Below are 15,844 nucleotides of genomic sequence, written 5' to 3'. Positions count from 1 at the left end.
TTCTTTTTGTGTCATGATTTGTCTAAGTTAGTAGATTTTAAATTACCAACCTAGACAGAGTTAGATTTACACTCTCGTCGTAATCGGATAATCCATCGTAATCCAAACCGAACAAAAATATCAAACAATAAAAAAGGGACCGATCTCCCGACCGGCCCCCTTGTTATACAGAGTTGACTACCCCAATAGCCACTCTATCATTGATGTAAATAGCTGTTGTAGATATCTAATTAAGACAGTTTAAGCTGTTATCCCAGATGAATGTTTTCTCTCAGCTCTTGATAGTATTTAATCTCTTTCTGAATGCTTGCTCTCGCATGTTGATGAATTTTTGAGATAGATTGCTTATCAGCTTTACCGTCAAAATTCTATAATCATGTTATAAATATCTGAGCACAAAAGCTTGTTATTAAGAGTAATCTAATTTTGGTTAAAAACTCCTATAAAAAGTTGATTAGTATTAAGTTAGACGATTCGCAGTTTTAAGGATATCACTCAAAACTCCTGCTGCCGTAACTTTTTTGCCGGCCCCCGGACCTTGAATAACCAACGGTGTTTCATTATAAAGTTGGGAGTAAATTTGAATGATATTGTCGGTTCCTTTAAGCTGACCAAGCGGCGAGTCTTTAGGCACTGAGTCAATCCCAATCGAAATTTTCCCATCCCGTAGTTTCCCGGTATAGCGCAGTACTTCATCGCGCTGTCTTGCTGCATGAATCCGTTTTTCCCATTCGCTATCGTACGCTGATAATTGTTCTAAAAAGGTTTCTTTGTCAACTTTCGTTAATTCTTTTGGGATGAGGGATTCTACTTCTAACTCTTCGCGTTCTATGGCAATGCCCTGTGTTCGTGCCAGAGTTAAGAATTTCCGAGCCACATCTTCGCCCGATAAATCATCGCGCGGATCAGGTTCGGCGTATCCTTTTTCACGCGCTTCGATAATTGCTTTACTGAAGGGAACGCCCTGTTCCAGCTGATTAAATAAGTACGTCATTGTCCCCGAAACAACCCCTGATATTTCGGTGATAGTATCACCTGCCGATTGCAAATCTTCGATAGTGGAAATGACTGGAAGACCTGCGCCGACGGTTGTCTCGTATTTGAAGGATGTTTTCTCATTTCGGATGAGGTCTTGCAGTGTATCAAAGAACGATTGCTCGAAGGTGTTGGCCAGCTTGCTGGGAGTAACCACATGTATTCCATTGGCAAACAGTTTGGGATAGAGCCGAGCCACTTCTTTACTGCCAGTGGCATCTACAAAGAGTAAATTGCGGTGACTATTTTCTTTCAGTTTTTTTAGCAGAATATCCCAATTGGTTTGATCGGCATTTTGCCATTCAAGCCCCGTTTCCAAAGATAATCCATCTGTATCCCAATGTGTTTTTCGACTGTTGCAGGTACCCAATAGACGGACTTGAAAATCATCTGTATCCAGTTTTTTTAGTTTATTTAACAGTGTTTCTCCTACGGCTCCTGTACCGGCTACAAAAAGATCAACAACAGGTTTCTTTTTAGATACAGTATTGTTAATCAAATACGCCGAATGACGGGCGTCCTTTTCTTTAAATAAAAAGGAGATAAATCGCTCGTCATAGTTTCGTTCAGTGTGGATTGGCTGAATGTTATTTTCATTGAGTAGCGAAACAGTTTGGCCAAACAGTTTTTCATCTTTGTTAAACTGGTTGCTGAACTTTTTTAGCTTATACAGGTTATCATCAAGATTGAAAATGGTATGCCGCTCTGCAGCCCAAACAGAAAGCTGATCTTTGATTTCTTCAAAAAACGATTGTTTTAACAAAAATCGAGCAGCTTCAAACTCTGTTTGCTGGGTGAATGCTATGGAGTTCGCATTGGGATTGTCAGTGCTCCATTCATTTAGTTTTGAAAACAGATCGTACCCATAATTTTGATCGATTTGTAGTCTCACAAATGGACCAGTTATGGTGATTGTTTTTAGAGAACCGTTGGTATTAAAATCTGATGTAATAAGTGTTCCTGGATGTTGGGGATTGTAGCTATTTTTGACTGACACAGTAGTTTTTTTGTTTTGGATAGGTTCTATTGTTTTGGGATGTATCACACGAGCGCCGTGAGCGGAAAGCTCAGATATATCTCCAAAGCTGAGTTGTTCAATAGATTCAGCATCCGATACCCATTTTGGATCTGCGGTGAGAACACCATCTACATCGGTCCAAATCTCAAGGTGATCGGCATCAAGAGCATCCGCAATAAGTCCAGCGGTGTAATCCGATCCCGAGCGACCAAGTGTAGTAATTTTTTGTTGGTCATTAGATCCGATAAAGCCGGTAATCACCGGAATGGCAGTAGATTTATCTATAAATTTTCGGATTAATGTACGGGTCGCATTGCGCTGTACACATGCTTTTCCAAAGGTAGAATTGGTTTTAATAAATTGGCTTGCTTTGTGATACGTCGATTGGATGCCTTCCTTTGATAGTGCTGCTGAAACAATGAGGGCTGAGGCTCGTTCCCCGATAGATAAAATGCGATCTTGCCATGCATAGAAATGGTTTTCCTTCAGCTCGTTGTTTTCAAAGGTTGTTCTGAGCTCTGTAAATAGATCTTGAAGATCGCTCCGATTCGGATGACTGACTGGAGCTAATTCATCAAAAATTTGACGATGTCTATTTTCGAGATCATTAATAATTTGATACGACCGGTGAATTGTCTTGTGATCCAGTTCTGCTAATTCTATAAGCGTATTGGTAACGCCACCGATAGCAGAAACAACGACAACCGGATAGGCACTCTGCATTCGTTCGATGACAGTTTGAACCGACTGCTGAATGAGTGATGAGTTCTGTAATGAAGAACCGCCGAATTTGAGTATGTGTGTTTGTGACTTTGACATTGTGGTTAAACTGATTGTTCAGATAGTTCTGTTTGAAGTGACGTTATGATGGGATTTAGCTGACCGAATTCGATTAAAAAAGCATCGTGGCCATGAGGCGAGGATATTTCCACGTAACAGGCGTTGGGCAAAAGTTCGGCAAGCTCATGACATTCGCCAGGGGGATACAGCATATCACTGTCAATGCCGACCACTTTTACGGGGATGGTCAATCCAGCAAGCGTTTCCTTGATCCGCGGTCGGCTACGCCTGATGTCGTGGGAATCCATCGCCTTGGTTAGGCGCACATACGAAACGGCATCAAATCGCTCGACCAATTTTTCGCCTTGGTAATTGAGATACGATTCAACTTCGTAGTTGGATTGTCCGTCCTGTAGTCTGCGACCAAATTTTTGATCAAAGTCTGAGGGATGGCGATAGCTGTTCATTGCAATCATACGGGCCAGCGCCAAACCTTTTTTGGGGGGATGTTCTTCGGAGTAGAATCCGTCGTTCCAGTTGGGGTCGTTGTAAATAGCCTGTCGTTGGGTGTGACTGATTCCAATAGCCCAGGGTCGGTGTTTTGCTCCCATCCCGATAAGAACAGCAGATTTGGGGCGGTCATCCATAATACACCATTCCAGTGCCTGCATGCCGCCCATGGAACCGCCAATGATAAGTTCTATACCACTGATATTAAGTTCATCAAAAAGTTGTTGTTGCAGTCGTACAATGTCGCGAATAGTGACTTCTGGAAAATTTGCTTGGTATGGTTTGCCTGTATCAGGATTAATCGAAGTGGGCCCACTTGATCCATAGCAGCTGCCCAAAACATTCGGACACATAATAAAATACTCCCTTGGGTCAAGAGCTTTATTTGGACCGAATATGCCTTCAAACCAATCGTCAGCTGATGTGTTGCCCGTAAGAGCATGGCAGACCAGAATAACATTATCTTTTGCGGCATTTAGTTGCCCCCACGTTTGATATGCTATGGTCGGTTTGGGAATGGTTGCCCCGCTTTCGGTTATAAATGGTTCTTTTAAAGTATGTGATCGTTTTTTGCTCATTATATTCAGTGTAGTGCTGTAATTGATCAATTTGTTATCGGATGGCTGAAACTGCCATCCGATAAGTTTCTTATTACGGCGTTCACTTAATGTTGCTAAATGCGATTTCGAAGTCTTCTTTTATATCATCGATATGTTCGATACCCACCGAAACGCGAATTAAGTCCGGTTCTACGCCACTGGATGCCTGTTCTTGCTCACTAAGTTGCTGATGTGTAGTGGATGCAGGATGTATGACCAGTGTTTTTGCATCGCCTACATTGGCCAGGTGGCTGGCAACTTCGACGTTTTCAATGAAGGTTCGGGCAGACTCAAATCCACCTTTTACACCGAAGGTCAAAACAGCGCCGAACTTTCCATCATTCAGATATTTTTTGGCTCGTTCGTGGTAAGGGTGATCATCAAGTCCGGTGTAGTTGACCCAGTCTACGACATCTTGTTCGCGGAGCCACTTAGCGAGCTCAAGGGCATTTTCGCAGTGTCGCTCGGTACGCAGGGATAGGGTTTCAAGTCCTTGCAGGAGCAAGAAACTGTTGAATGGAGATTGCGCTGAACCAAAATCGCGCAATGCCTCTACACGTGCGCGAATAGCAAAAGCGATATTGCCAAACGGGCCATCCGGACCAAATGTTTCCCAGAAATTGAGTCCGTGATAGGCAGGCGATGGTTCGGTAAATATCGGGAAATTGCCGTTACCCCAGTTAAAGTTTCCGGCATCTACAATAACGCCGCCAATGCTGGTGCCGTGACCGCCTATCCATTTGGTGGCCGATTCGGTAACGATATTGGCGCCATGCTCGATGGGACGTACAATAGATCCGCCTGCGCCAAAGGTGTTGTCCACAATTAATGGGATACCGTGTTTTTCAGCAAGGGCAGAAAGGCCTTCAAAATCTGGTACATTGCCGCGGGGATTTCCGATCGATTCTACATAGATGGCTTTGGTATTTTCATCGATTTTTGCCTCGTAACTTTCGACTTTATCATCTTCTACAAAGTTTACATCAATGCCCAGCCGTGGAAGAGTGACTTTGAATTGATTGTATGTGCCACCGTACAGAAAACTGGTGGAAACAATATTGTCGCCGGCCTGGGCAATGGTAGCAATAGTCATAAATTGGGCCGATTGACCTGAAGCGGTGGCGACAGCAGCAGCCCCTCCCTCGAGTGCAGCAACGCGCTTTTCAAAGACATCACTGGTGGGGTTCATGATTCGGGTATAGATATTGCCGAATTCTTTCAATCCAAAAAGATCTGCTGCATGATCGGTGTCTTCAAATTCATAAGAAGTAGTTTGATAGATTGGTACGGCCCGCGCCCCGGTTGTTGGGTCGGGTTCCTGGCCGGCATGAAGTTGCAGGGTTTCAAATTTTAGGTTGCGTTCTTGTCCGTTGGTACTCATGGTGGTTGTTTTTTATGGTTATGTGATTACTTTTTAGAATCCTATTCCAAACAAAAAAGCCTCTTCCAAGATCTTGCGCCGGTGGGATAAAGATCTCAGAAGAGGCTGGGCATACTCACCATGAGTATGGGGCCTGTTCTCTCATCTTTCCCCGTAAATCCGGAGCAGGAAGTGGCACCTTTTTCCTGCACAATTGATTGCGCAGGACGGTTGCCAAAGCGTCTTCGGGCCTGATCCCTCAGCTTTTCTTGATAAGAGTGCTCAATAAATCAAAAGAACAATAGCACAGAAACAAAAAAAGCCCTTCGGGATCGACCGAAGGGCTTTGAATCTGTTCTACAAGAGTAAAACGAATCAGTCCTCCGGTTGCAGGTGCGGCATGCACATACAACAGAGGCAAAAAATATGTTTGTTAATTCGTTTCATGTCTTGGGTTTTGAAATTCAAATCAAACATAATCGATTATCTGTTATGATACAAGTATGGATTTATCGAGATGATACAGAATCTGTTTTTATATAAAAATCCTTGTGAATCTTAAAGGAATCGGCACTTGTTAAGTGAAGCTCACTTCGTTTCCAGCGATCGGATGACGGATAGATAAATGTATAACTGTCATTGGCTAAGGTGACTTTCAGCGGCATATCAAAATGTTCGATATCGGCTTTCCACCGGTAGTAGAGAACATCATTTTTGATGTAATATTGAAAGGCAGGGATGTCGGTGTAATGGACATATTGATCAAAAATGTCATCCAGATCTTTGCCTGATTGTTCGATGATATAGCGTTCAATCTGGTCGGCCGTTACAATTTGATGACGAAATTTGTTTTGAATGCCGCTAAGTATATTTTTCCAAGTAGAATCATTGTCTACGATCTGGCGAATTGTGTGTAGCATATTGTGAGCTTTATTGTACATATCGCTAGATCCCTCATTGTTTAACCCATATTTTCCGGTGATAGGTTCTTTATTTTTGATGCCGTCGCGCATTCCACGGGTGTATTCGGCGCCGGCTTTTTTACCGAATTGGCACTCAGTATAAATAGATTCCGAATAGCTGGTGAATCCTTCGTGGACCCACATGTCGGCTGCATCGCTGGTAGTGATATTATTTCCCCACCACTCGTGGGCTGCTTCGTGAATAATGATGAAATCCCATTTTAATCCCCAGCCGGATCCCGAAAGGTCGGTACCGCGATACCCGTTTTGATATCCGTTGCCGTAAGCAACTGCACTTTGATGCTCCATTCCCAGATGTGGCGTTTCGACCAGTTTAAAACTGTCTTCATAAAAGGGATAAGGACCAAACCAATCCTCAAAACATTGCATCATCGGTTTTACCTGCTGGAACTGTTTTTTCGCTTTGTCAAGATTATGCTCCAGCACCCAGTAGTCCAAATCCAGCGTACCGTCTTTACCTTCGTAGGTGTCTTTGAAATTTACGTAGTTGCCGGCATTCACGGCTACGTTGTAATTATTTATGGGATTGGAGACAAACCAGTGCCAGGTGGTCATACCGTTATCATGGTTGGTTGTGCCGCGAAGCCGGCCATTGGATACGTTTTTAATTTCGTTAGGTACGGTAATGTTGATAAGCATGCTATCGGGTTCTGCAGATTGGTGATCTTTGTTGGGCCACCAAGCGCTGGCACCTAATCCCTGGTTGGCGGTAGCAATCCAATGATTTCCAAGTGAGTCCTGCTCCCAGACAAATCCACCATCCCAAGGCGCATTTTTGGCTACTTTGGGTTTGCCCTGATAATAAACTGTGATGGTATATAAAGAATCTCGGGTTATATTTTCAGGTATATCCACCATATAGGCATAGCTGTTTTCGGCGCGCTGATATTCGAGCGGTTCTCCGTTTTGTGTGATTTGATCAATGGTCAGCGGATCCTGCAGGTCAATCTGTATACGTTTTGGCTCCTTGGTAACTCGGTAGGTAATATTATTATAGCCAGTGATGGAGGAGTCCTCCGGTTGTATGGTAACGTTGAGATCGTAATACACGACTTTCCACCAACCGCGCTCAGCGGTGATGGAACCGCGCAGAGAATCTTCAGTAGTAGCAAGCACGCCAGAGTCTTGAGCGATAGCAGATATTGGAAATGCAAGGGTTAATACAAGCAAAAAGTTTAGGATAGCACCAACATTCTTTTTTCGTAAATATAAATCGTTAAGTAGATTAGTAATAATATTCATCAGGTAGTTTGCTTGTTATGGGAAATAATAGAGAGCTTTTTGAGCCGAATACGATCTGCCATGTTTATGACCATGATAATGCTGAAGATCTTATCTTTAGAGAAGATACAAATTACGAATTCTTTTTACAGAGATTTCAAAAGTATATTCCACCAATTGCTGATGTATATGTGGACTGCCTTATGCCAAACCATTTTCATCTTATAGTAAAGACAAAAAGCAGGGATTCTTAAATAGAGTTTGTTAAAAAGAAGTATCCAGATTTAATATCTAATCAGTTTAAGAATTTTCTAATTTCTTATGCTAAAGCATTCAACAAGAAGTATAGCAGACGAGGAAGCTTATTTCTGCAGAATCTGAAAAGAAAATCTATTTCTGATGACGCTTATTTCACCCAACTTATCCGGTATGTTCATAGAAACCCAATAAAACATGGGTTTGTAGGTGATATTAGGGATTGGCCATACAGTACGAATCAAAGTTTGCTATCAAAGGAATCTACGAATCTAAATCGCGAGCAAGTGCTCAAATGGTTTGATGTGAGAGAGAAATTTATTCAGGCTCATCAAGAATAATTGGTAATAAAATTCTGAGAGTTTTCAACACCCTCAGAAGGTAGGTAATTTATTGGTATCAATACCCGTAGTGTCTAACTCGACTTGGATCTTCGCGCCACTTTTCGCGCACTTTTACATGTAAGTCCAAGTATATTTTTTTATTTACAAAATCTTCGATGACTTCGCGGGCACTTTTTCCAAGTTTTTTAATGGCTTTGCCTCCCTTGCCAATAAGGATACCCTTTTGGGAATTGCGATTTACAATAATATCGGCACTGATATAATCGAGGTCGTCACGTTCATCGTATTGAACAATATCGATGGTCGAAGAATAGGGGATCTCTTGATGGTAAAGTAAAAAGAGCTGTTCCCGAATCATTTCAGCCACAAAAAAGCGGACCGGCTGTTCGCTTAGCATATCCTTCGGATAAAAAGGGGGGCCGGGTTTGATGTTATCTTTAATCTTATCCATCAAGTTTTGAAGTCCTTTTCCATTTAGGGCAGATACAAAAAGTGTATCATCGAAATCAAATTCCTCCTCAAGTTTGCGAGCAACTCCCTTGGCTTCCTGATCGGTAACTTTATCTATTTTATTGATGATCAGAAAGATCTTTTTGTTTTTCATAGAACCGAACATCTTATAAATGCGTCCCGGTATCTTGTGATCTTTTACATCCACAATAAGCAATAGAATATCGGCGTCAGTGCGTGCACGATCTACCGTTTTCATCATGGCCTTCTGCAGCTCATACTTGGGATCAATAACGCCGGGCGTATCCAGGAAAATAATCTGCATCTCTTCCTCTGAATGAATGCCGATAATCTGGTGACGAGTCGTCTGCGGCTTGTGGGTGGTGATCGAAATCTTATTACCCAGCAAGCGATTCATTAGGGTGGATTTTCCAGCATTGGGCTTACCTAAAATAGCAACATATCCCGAGTGGTGACCTTCAAAGTTTTCCATAGTTGATTATTAGTAATGGGATTTGCTCCCTAAAATTAAATCTATTACTTGTTCGTGTTATTTATGATAGTCAGGAATTTTTTTACTGTTTCATCAAGGCCGTAAAATAATGCCGACGAAATTAGTGCATGACCAATGCTGATATCATTTAAATGTGGAACTGTATTAACCAAAGGGGGTAAGTTCTGAAGGTTTAAACCATGTCCCGCATTTACTTTCATGCCAAGTGTATGAGCCAGTTCCGCCCCTTCTTTTAGTCGTTGCAGTTCGGTTTCTTTATCGGATTCCGTAGTCGCATTGGCATAGGTGCCGGTATGCAACTCAATCGCGTCGCTCCCTAATTTGGCAGCCAGTTCAATATCCTTCTCTTTGGGATCCACAAATAAACTTATTGCAATGTCAGTATTGGCATAAGCGGGAAATACCCGATCACGAAAATCTTCAAACACTGTTTCCATATCGAGTCCACCCTCAGTAGTAAGTTCCTCTCGGCTTTCGGGAACAAGTGTTACCAGTTCCGGATTAACATCCTTACTGATAGCCAGCATTTCATCGGTAGCGGCCATTTCAAAATCAAGATCCCCTTTGACCGTTTCTTTTAATCGATATACATCCTCGGTTTTAATGTGGCGACGATCTTTGCGCAGATGAAATACAATTCCCGAAGCACCGGCTTGTTCACATACTTTTGCGGCTTCAGCCGGATCGGGATATCCTTCTCCGCGCGCATTGCGCAAGGTGGCAATATGATCAACATTTACCAAAAGTTGCATTGAGTAATAAACACTTAATTTATGGTTGTCTTTAAACCCTTAAATATAGATCATTTAAGTAAGAGTTTAAGCTGAAAATATGATAAGACTCTTAATGAAAATACAGACGGTTTTAACAGCGATTTTTTTGGTGCTAACGGGGATGGCCTGTGGTGTGGTTCCGCGCTCGACGCAACCACCATCGGGAACGATTGTTTCTGAGGGGGCATCCGCATCGCCGGAATCTGACACTACTGCAAAATCCGAAAATTCGACCTCTTCCTCGACTGATAATTCGGCCCCACCAGCTATGAAAGTATCTTCACTGAATGAAGTTAAAGTCTCGCTAATGCAGGCCTATCGTGATTGGAAGGGAACACCATACGTGTTGGGAGGAGGGTCGCAGGAAGGAGTCGATTGCTCACGATTCGTCAATATTGTGTTGGATGATTACTTTGGAATAGACGTGCCAACCAATACCAAAGAGCAGTTAAATGTAGGCAGCAAAATACGAAGAAAAGCTGTGCGCACCGGCGATCTTGTGTTTTTTAGAACAGGTCGAAAAACATTACATGTAGGTATTGCTGTCAACAGCGGAGAGTTTTTACACGCCTCGACCTCAAATGGCGTGATGATAAGTAAACTCGGTAAAATTTATTGGCGTAATCGATTTCTGGCTGCTCGACGGGTATTGTAACAATTAGGTGTAAATAATTGTTTTTATTTTAGAAAAGAGTTGACTATTAGCCTGTGTATGTTATACTTCAAGAACAGATCCAAATGAGAAGGACATTTGGATAACATTTTTATTTCAGGGCTATAAGAAAAATTGGGTAGCACACGCTCCATACCACAATCAGATGAGGAGCTGTGGGCGAAATTGAAGGAAGGACAAAAAGGATCACTTCGCACACTGTTTCTACGTTATTATGACTCTCTTTTTTCATACGGATTATCCGTGTGTTCAAAAGAGGAATTGGTTGAGGACTGTCTGCAAGAACTGTTTTATCAGCTTTGGGAAAGCCGTGCAACGCTCTCTGAGGTCCAAAATGTAAAAGGATATCTTTGGATCAGTTTTCGTCGTCGATTAATGGGAGAGATTAAAAAGAGGAATGATATCAACTATAGGTCGGTCTCCTTTAAAAGTGACATGAAGAAGGTGGTAAGTGTTGAAGGGCTGTTCATTGATAATGAACAGCAGGCAAAGCTTAATCAAAAACTTCAAGAGATCTGCGAGGATTTAACGCAGCGCGAGCGAGAGGTGTTGTTCCTGAAATATTACGAAGGGATGAGCTATTCAGAGATTGAGCAAATCTTGGGACTTGAGTATCAAACAGTGCGCAATTATATGTATCGCGCTATTGAGCGATTGCGAAAAATATTCGAAAAAGAAGGCATTAAAATAGCTCTTGGTCTTCTTTCCCTCATTATTATATAAGTACACAACCTGCGCACAGTTTTTCATCCTCCCGAAATAATTAGTGAGTCATTAATAGTGAAAAAGTGCCTGAAAAGTATTTAGAGGGCTCTTTTTATTAAAAAATTGTTTGGGTACAGCAATAGTTTTTGCTCCTCTTTATCAACGAAGACTATTGAACAACAGCTTATGGCAAAAGACTCAAACAAGATCATTGTACAACTTATTACCGATCCGACTTTTCGCAGCTGGTGTTTCGGGAATGCCGCGGAGAAGGAAAATCAACGTTGGGAGCATTGGATTACAAATCATGGTGATTGCAGGGAAGATATTTTGACGGCAAAGAAGATTGTGTTGGAGCTCGAACGGGGTAGCCGGGAAGAAATACCGCCACATCATAAAAAGTATGACAGCTGGGAGCAACTCCAGAAACGTATTACAATGCCTCGGCGTCATGTAAATGAAGCGGTCTCCTCAATTACTTCATCCCATTATTTGGGATGGATGCTAACGGCTGCTGCAACAGTGCTGTTATTGATCGCAATGTTGTTTACAATCGAATATACCGACTTTATGCCTGTCCCATCTTTGGAAGACAATGAGATACAGGTCCCGCAACTGTTAACTACCACTACCGATTATGGAGAACAAAAGATTATTGTACTTAATGACGGGACACGGATAACGTTGAATGCTAATTCTTCGGTGACATATCACGCCGGATGGGTTTATGAGGATACGGTTGGGGTACAGTTGGAAGGCGAAGCTTTTTTCGATGTCACACACCGAGCATCGGGTGAAGGTCCCGTTTTCCAGGTTCAAACAAATGATGGCAATATCCATGTATTGGGAACGCGCTTTATGGTGAATACCTGGGATGAGATCACAAAAGTAGTTCTTGAAGAAGGAAAGGTGGCAATACAGCGAAAAGGTTTATCTGCGAAAAATGATGAAACAATTTTAAGGCCAAGTGAACGGGCCGTTTTTAGCCGGGTGGCTTCTGATATCACCATCCAGAATGTAGATACCCATCTCTATACTTCTTGGACCAAGGGGCTTTTCGAGTTTGAAAGGGCCCCGTTAACAGTGGTTGCAGATCGTATAGAAAAACTTTTTGGCGAAGAGGTCGTCATTGCCAACCCGCTGTTAATGACAAAAAAAGTTTCGGGGTCGATAGAAAATAAGGATTTGGATATGCTTTTGTCGGCACTTAGTAGAACACTGGAGATAACAATCGTAAAATATGAAGATCAAATTGTTTTTAGGCAGAATATGCTTGAAGGCTCCTTTATAAATCAAACACTAAACTAAGGGGATCATAATGATGAAGAAAAGATACACGCTTTTACTGTCGTTGTTTTTTGTAACAGCGATATTGGTACAGGGTAGTATTGCACAATCTAACGATAGTGAGATATTGTCGCTCAGGAACTCTCTGCAATACGATACATCACAATCAATATCGTTAGAAGAGATTCTGAACAATATTGAAGAAGACAGAAATATTGTTTTTCTGTATGATGTAGAGTTGATTGAGGGAAAAACCGTATCCCTGTCAAGTATTCGTGAACCGGAAAGGGATCTGGGGCTGCAGTTAGCCAGTATTTTGAGGCCTTTCGATTTATCTTACGAACGGAAAGGGGGGCGTTCCTATATTATTGTTTCGAAGAATAAAAAACAGCAAGCGCTTGAGGGAATATTACGAGGAACAGTAATTGATGGATCTACGGAAGAACCGATGCCGGGAGTAAATGTTTTTATACCGGAACTGAACATCGGGGCCGCGTCTGATGCGGAAGGTACTTTTGAAATTTCAGATGTTCCCGAAGGTACGTATTTGCTTCGGGCTACGTTTGTAGGATATGAAACCTACGAAGAGGAAATTGAAATTTCCGAAGGGGATAATACCATTGAAATTGTGATGAATCCGTCGGCAATGCAGCTCGATGAAGTGGTAGTATCGGGCTTAGCTTCGTCAGTAAAGCGAGAAAACCTTGCAAATTCGGTGACTAAAATTAATGCTGATGAATTAACGGGTAATACTACGCCGGCTACGGTTGATGGTGCGTTGCAGGGTAAGGTGGTCGGTACCAACATGACCTCTTCAGGCGGAGCGCCGGGCGGCGGGGTTGATATTAAGCTGCGCGGGATCAGTACGTTGGGGGCCGGGAGTTCTCAACCGCTGATTATTGTAGATGGCATTTACATTAATAACGATGAGCTTGAAACGGGCGTTTCTGCGGTAAGTGCCCAGCAAGCTGCCAGTCAGGATGATGGGGCCAATCGGCTTGCGGATTTAAATCCGGATGAAATACAGTCTATTGAAATACTCAAAGGTCCTTCTGCGGCAGCTATTTACGGGGCCCGGGCGAATGCAGGAGTGGTTATTATCGAAACTAAACGTGGAAGCGGTGGAGCAACAAGGGTTAGTTTTAGTCAGGATGTGGGATATTCGAGCATCCTGAATAAAATTGGTGCCGCTTCGTGGAGCGAAGATAAAATTGACTTGGTTTATGGAGCTGGTTCTTCTGCTGCACAATCTGCCAAACAGATGTATAATGATGCTGTGGCTAATGGTACACTCCGGGACTATGAGGAGCTAATCTTTGGACGGGAAGGGGCTCAGGTTAATACCCAGATTAGTGTTTCGGGCGGAGATGCTCAAACGCAGTTTTATGTCTCCGGAGCGTTTAAGGATGAAAATGGTATCATCGAAAACACCGGTTTTGACCGCTACTCGCTACGTGCCAACATAGATCATCAGCTCAATGAGAATATTGATATATCGTCAAGCACGAACTACATCAATACAGAAACGAATCGGGGATGGACCGGTAATGGTGGAGTTGGTTCTGTTGTGCAGGCCGTAGCTTTTACGCCACCTTTTGCACAGCTGTTGCCGGATGAAAACGGGGATTATCCCGACAATCCGTTTTTCCAGATGAATCCGCTTGAGCTTATTGAGTATGGTGTAAATCGACAAGAAGTGAACCGTTTTTTACAGTCGTTGTCAGCTAACTTTAAATTGTATAGCTCAGGTGCACATACGCTTAATTTTAATCTGGATGGCGGCGTTGATTTTATGAATTCCAATACGATGGCGTACATGCCGCCGTTTCTACAGTATCAACAGTCGCAGCCCAATCCTGGAGATGTTATACATTCTGCCGAAAAAGTGCTGAATATTAACTTACAAGCATTTTTGGTCTATAATACTACGGTAGGTAGCGAAGATTCGCCGTGGAATCTTACCACCCAGGCCGGTTATACTACCTACCACAATGAGCGACAGTTACAGCAGGTTCGTGGTCGTGGGCTGGTCCCCGGACAAACGAATGTAGAAAATGCCAGTCTCCAGGAAATTTATAATCAGTACTTTGTAGATGTTACCGATGTAGGTTATGTGGCTCAGCAAGAAGTGAATTGGGATGACAAGGTTATCGGTACCGTAGGCGCTCGCTTTGATAAATCAACGCTCAATGCCGATCAGGATAAGTATTATTTCTTCCCCAAAGCCTCGATGGCCGTAAATATTACGAACTTTGAGTTCTGGAGCGCAGATATCTTGGAGCAGTTTAAGCTTCGGGCAGCATACGGTGAAACCGGTGGATTGCCCAACTTCGGGGTGACGTTTGAGGCACTTAATAGTGGATTAATTTCCGGGAATCTTGGAACGTTCCGTTCTACCCGTACCATCGATCCCAACCTTGAGCCGGAAACGGCCCAAGAGCTTGAACTCGGTGTTGATTTAGGGATTCGAGGTGGACGTGCTTCATTGGAGGCCACATACTACCGCAAGAATGTGAGTGACTTGATCCTTGACCAGGAGCTGCCAAGCTCATCAGGGTTACAGGTGATGGCAACAAATGCCGCGGACTTGCAAAATGAAGGTATTGAGCTGGCGCTGCGAACGGTGCCGGTGCAGGCCAATAAATTTAGCTGGAACTCTACGGTTAATTGGTGGAAGAACACTGCTGAAATTACCAATTTAAAAGTACCATCCTTCACAACCGGTGGTTTTGGGGCCGCTCTCGGTACGTTCTATATTGCTGAGGGGTTTTCGCCCACCACCATTGTGGGTACACCCTTCGATACTGAAGCAGGTCGGTTTACCGTTTATGGAGATTCCCAGCCTGATTACCAGATGTCTTGGACAAATACGATAAACTTTTTGAATAACTGGGAGTTTAACTTCTTCTGGCACTACAGTCACGGACAAAAAGTTATCAACCTGCGCCGTTTTTTAGCGGATAACGCGGGGACAACACCAGACTGGAATAATGACAGTAATGGAGATGGAACGCCCGATGGACTTGATCGTCCGGGCGAAGGTGCAGGTCGTTTTGTAGCGGATGCAGGTTATCTTAAGCTTAGAGAGCTAAGTTTATATTATTCAGTGCCGGCCAGCTTCTTGGAAAGTTATACCGGGGGTACGGTCAAAAGTGTACGCCTTGGAGCATCAGGAAATAATGTACTGCTGTTTTCTGATTATCCCAGTTACGATCCGGAGGTATCGGAGTTTGGATCTTCGGCCATAGGAACCGGGGTTGAAGTTGCGGCCTATCCAAGTGCTCGTAAAATCATGTTCCATCTCAAACTCGATTTTTAATCCATAAATTATTTGCTC

At 43.0% G+C, this 15,844-nt stretch carries 10 protein-coding genes and 1 riboswitch; of the genes, 4 read left to right on the top strand and 6 right to left on the bottom strand.

Annotated features, from left to right (window positions below):
• Positions 1–460 precede the first annotated feature (460 nt).
• The 6 genes from ACQ76V_RS07085 to ACQ76V_RS07060 all read right to left on the bottom strand — a co-directional run bounded on the left by ACQ76V_RS07085 (position 461) and on the right by ACQ76V_RS07060 (position 9,821).
• Positions 461–2,872, bottom strand: coding sequence for an aspartate kinase (locus ACQ76V_RS07085; protein WP_440999786.1), 2,412 nt, complete (start codon positions 2,870–2,872; stop codon positions 461–463).
• A 5-nt stretch (positions 2,873–2,877) separates the two neighbouring features.
• Entirely contained in the window at positions 2,878–3,921 is a 1,044-nt protein-coding gene (metX, locus tag ACQ76V_RS07080; RefSeq protein WP_440999785.1) for a homoserine O-acetyltransferase MetX, read from the bottom strand.
• 82 nt (positions 3,922–4,003) lie between these two features.
• Positions 4,004–5,323: an O-acetylhomoserine aminocarboxypropyltransferase/cysteine synthase family protein gene (locus ACQ76V_RS07075; RefSeq protein ID WP_440999784.1), complete on the bottom strand. Its 1,320-nt coding sequence runs from the start codon at positions 5,321–5,323 to the stop codon at positions 4,004–4,006.
• Positions 5,324–5,461: 138 nt separating this feature from the next.
• Positions 5,462–5,581, bottom strand: a riboswitch (SAM riboswitch).
• 230 nt (positions 5,582–5,811) lie between these two features.
• Positions 5,812–7,527 carry a M1 family metallopeptidase gene (locus ACQ76V_RS07070; RefSeq protein ID WP_440999783.1) on the bottom strand — a complete coding sequence of 572 codons (1,716 nt, stop codon included), beginning with the start codon at positions 7,525–7,527 and terminating at the stop codon, positions 5,812–5,814.
• 633 nt (positions 7,528–8,160) lie between these two features.
• Positions 8,161–9,048 (bottom strand): GTPase Era, encoded by an 888-nt coding sequence (gene era / locus ACQ76V_RS07065; protein ID WP_440999782.1) that lies wholly within the window; start codon positions 9,046–9,048, stop codon positions 8,161–8,163.
• 44 nt (positions 9,049–9,092) lie between these two features.
• The gene (locus ACQ76V_RS07060) at positions 9,093–9,821 is read right to left on the bottom strand and encodes a pyridoxine 5'-phosphate synthase (RefSeq protein WP_440999781.1); all 729 of its coding nucleotides are present in this window, start codon (positions 9,819–9,821) and stop codon (positions 9,093–9,095) included.
• A 94-nt stretch (positions 9,822–9,915) separates the two neighbouring features.
• On the opposite strand from ACQ76V_RS07060, the gene ACQ76V_RS07055 reads away from it, so the two are divergent.
• The 4 genes from ACQ76V_RS07055 to ACQ76V_RS07040 all read left to right on the top strand — a co-directional run bounded on the left by ACQ76V_RS07055 (position 9,916) and on the right by ACQ76V_RS07040 (position 15,826).
• Positions 9,916–10,497 carry an NlpC/P60 family protein gene (locus ACQ76V_RS07055; protein WP_440999780.1) on the top strand — a complete coding sequence of 194 codons (582 nt, stop codon included), beginning with the start codon at positions 9,916–9,918 and terminating at the stop codon, positions 10,495–10,497.
• Positions 10,498–10,629: 132 nt separating this feature from the next.
• Positions 10,630–11,238: an RNA polymerase sigma factor gene (locus ACQ76V_RS07050; RefSeq protein WP_440999779.1), complete on the top strand. Its 609-nt coding sequence runs from the start codon at positions 10,630–10,632 to the stop codon at positions 11,236–11,238.
• Between the two features lie 168 nt (positions 11,239–11,406).
• Positions 11,407–12,528, top strand: a complete 1,122-nt coding sequence (locus ACQ76V_RS07045) for a FecR family protein (RefSeq protein WP_440999778.1) — start codon at positions 11,407–11,409, stop codon at positions 12,526–12,528.
• A gap of 10 nt (positions 12,529–12,538) precedes the next feature.
• Entirely contained in the window at positions 12,539–15,826 is a 3,288-nt protein-coding gene (locus tag ACQ76V_RS07040) for a SusC/RagA family TonB-linked outer membrane protein (RefSeq protein ID WP_440999777.1), read from the top strand.
• Positions 15,827–15,844 lie beyond the last annotated feature (18 nt).

The sequence above is a fragment of the Fodinibius sp. SL11 genome, from assembly GCF_052060035.1.
Classification (GTDB): domain Bacteria; phylum Bacteroidota; class Rhodothermia; order Balneolales; family Balneolaceae; genus Fodinibius.
Note: the sequence above shows the minus strand (reverse complement) of the source record. Positions and strands in the feature narration are given on the sequence as shown.

What these genes read in the sequence shown, in the direction of transcription:
- ACQ76V_RS07085 (WP_440999786.1), bottom strand. Translation starts at nt 2,872, where the DNA reads ATGTCAAAGTCACAAACACACATACTCAAATTCGGCGGTTCTTCATTA.
- metX (WP_440999785.1), bottom strand. Translation starts at nt 3,921, where the DNA reads ATGAGCAAAAAACGATCACATACTTTAAAAGAACCATTTATAACCGAA.
- ACQ76V_RS07075 (WP_440999784.1), bottom strand. Translation starts at nt 5,323, where the DNA reads ATGAGTACCAACGGACAAGAACGCAACCTAAAATTTGAAACCCTGCAA.
- ACQ76V_RS07070 (WP_440999783.1), bottom strand. Translation starts at nt 7,527, where the DNA reads ATGAATATTATTACTAATCTACTTAACGATTTATATTTACGAAAAAAG.
- era (WP_440999782.1), bottom strand. Translation starts at nt 9,048, where the DNA reads ATGGAAAACTTTGAAGGTCACCACTCGGGATATGTTGCTATTTTAGGT.
- ACQ76V_RS07060 (WP_440999781.1), bottom strand. Translation starts at nt 9,821, where the DNA reads ATGCAACTTTTGGTAAATGTTGATCATATTGCCACCTTGCGCAATGCG.
- ACQ76V_RS07055 (WP_440999780.1), top strand. Translation starts at nt 9,916, where the DNA reads ATGAAAATACAGACGGTTTTAACAGCGATTTTTTTGGTGCTAACGGGG.
- ACQ76V_RS07045 (WP_440999778.1), top strand. Translation starts at nt 11,407, where the DNA reads ATGGCAAAAGACTCAAACAAGATCATTGTACAACTTATTACCGATCCG.
- ACQ76V_RS07040 (WP_440999777.1), top strand. Translation starts at nt 12,539, where the DNA reads ATGATGAAGAAAAGATACACGCTTTTACTGTCGTTGTTTTTTGTAACA.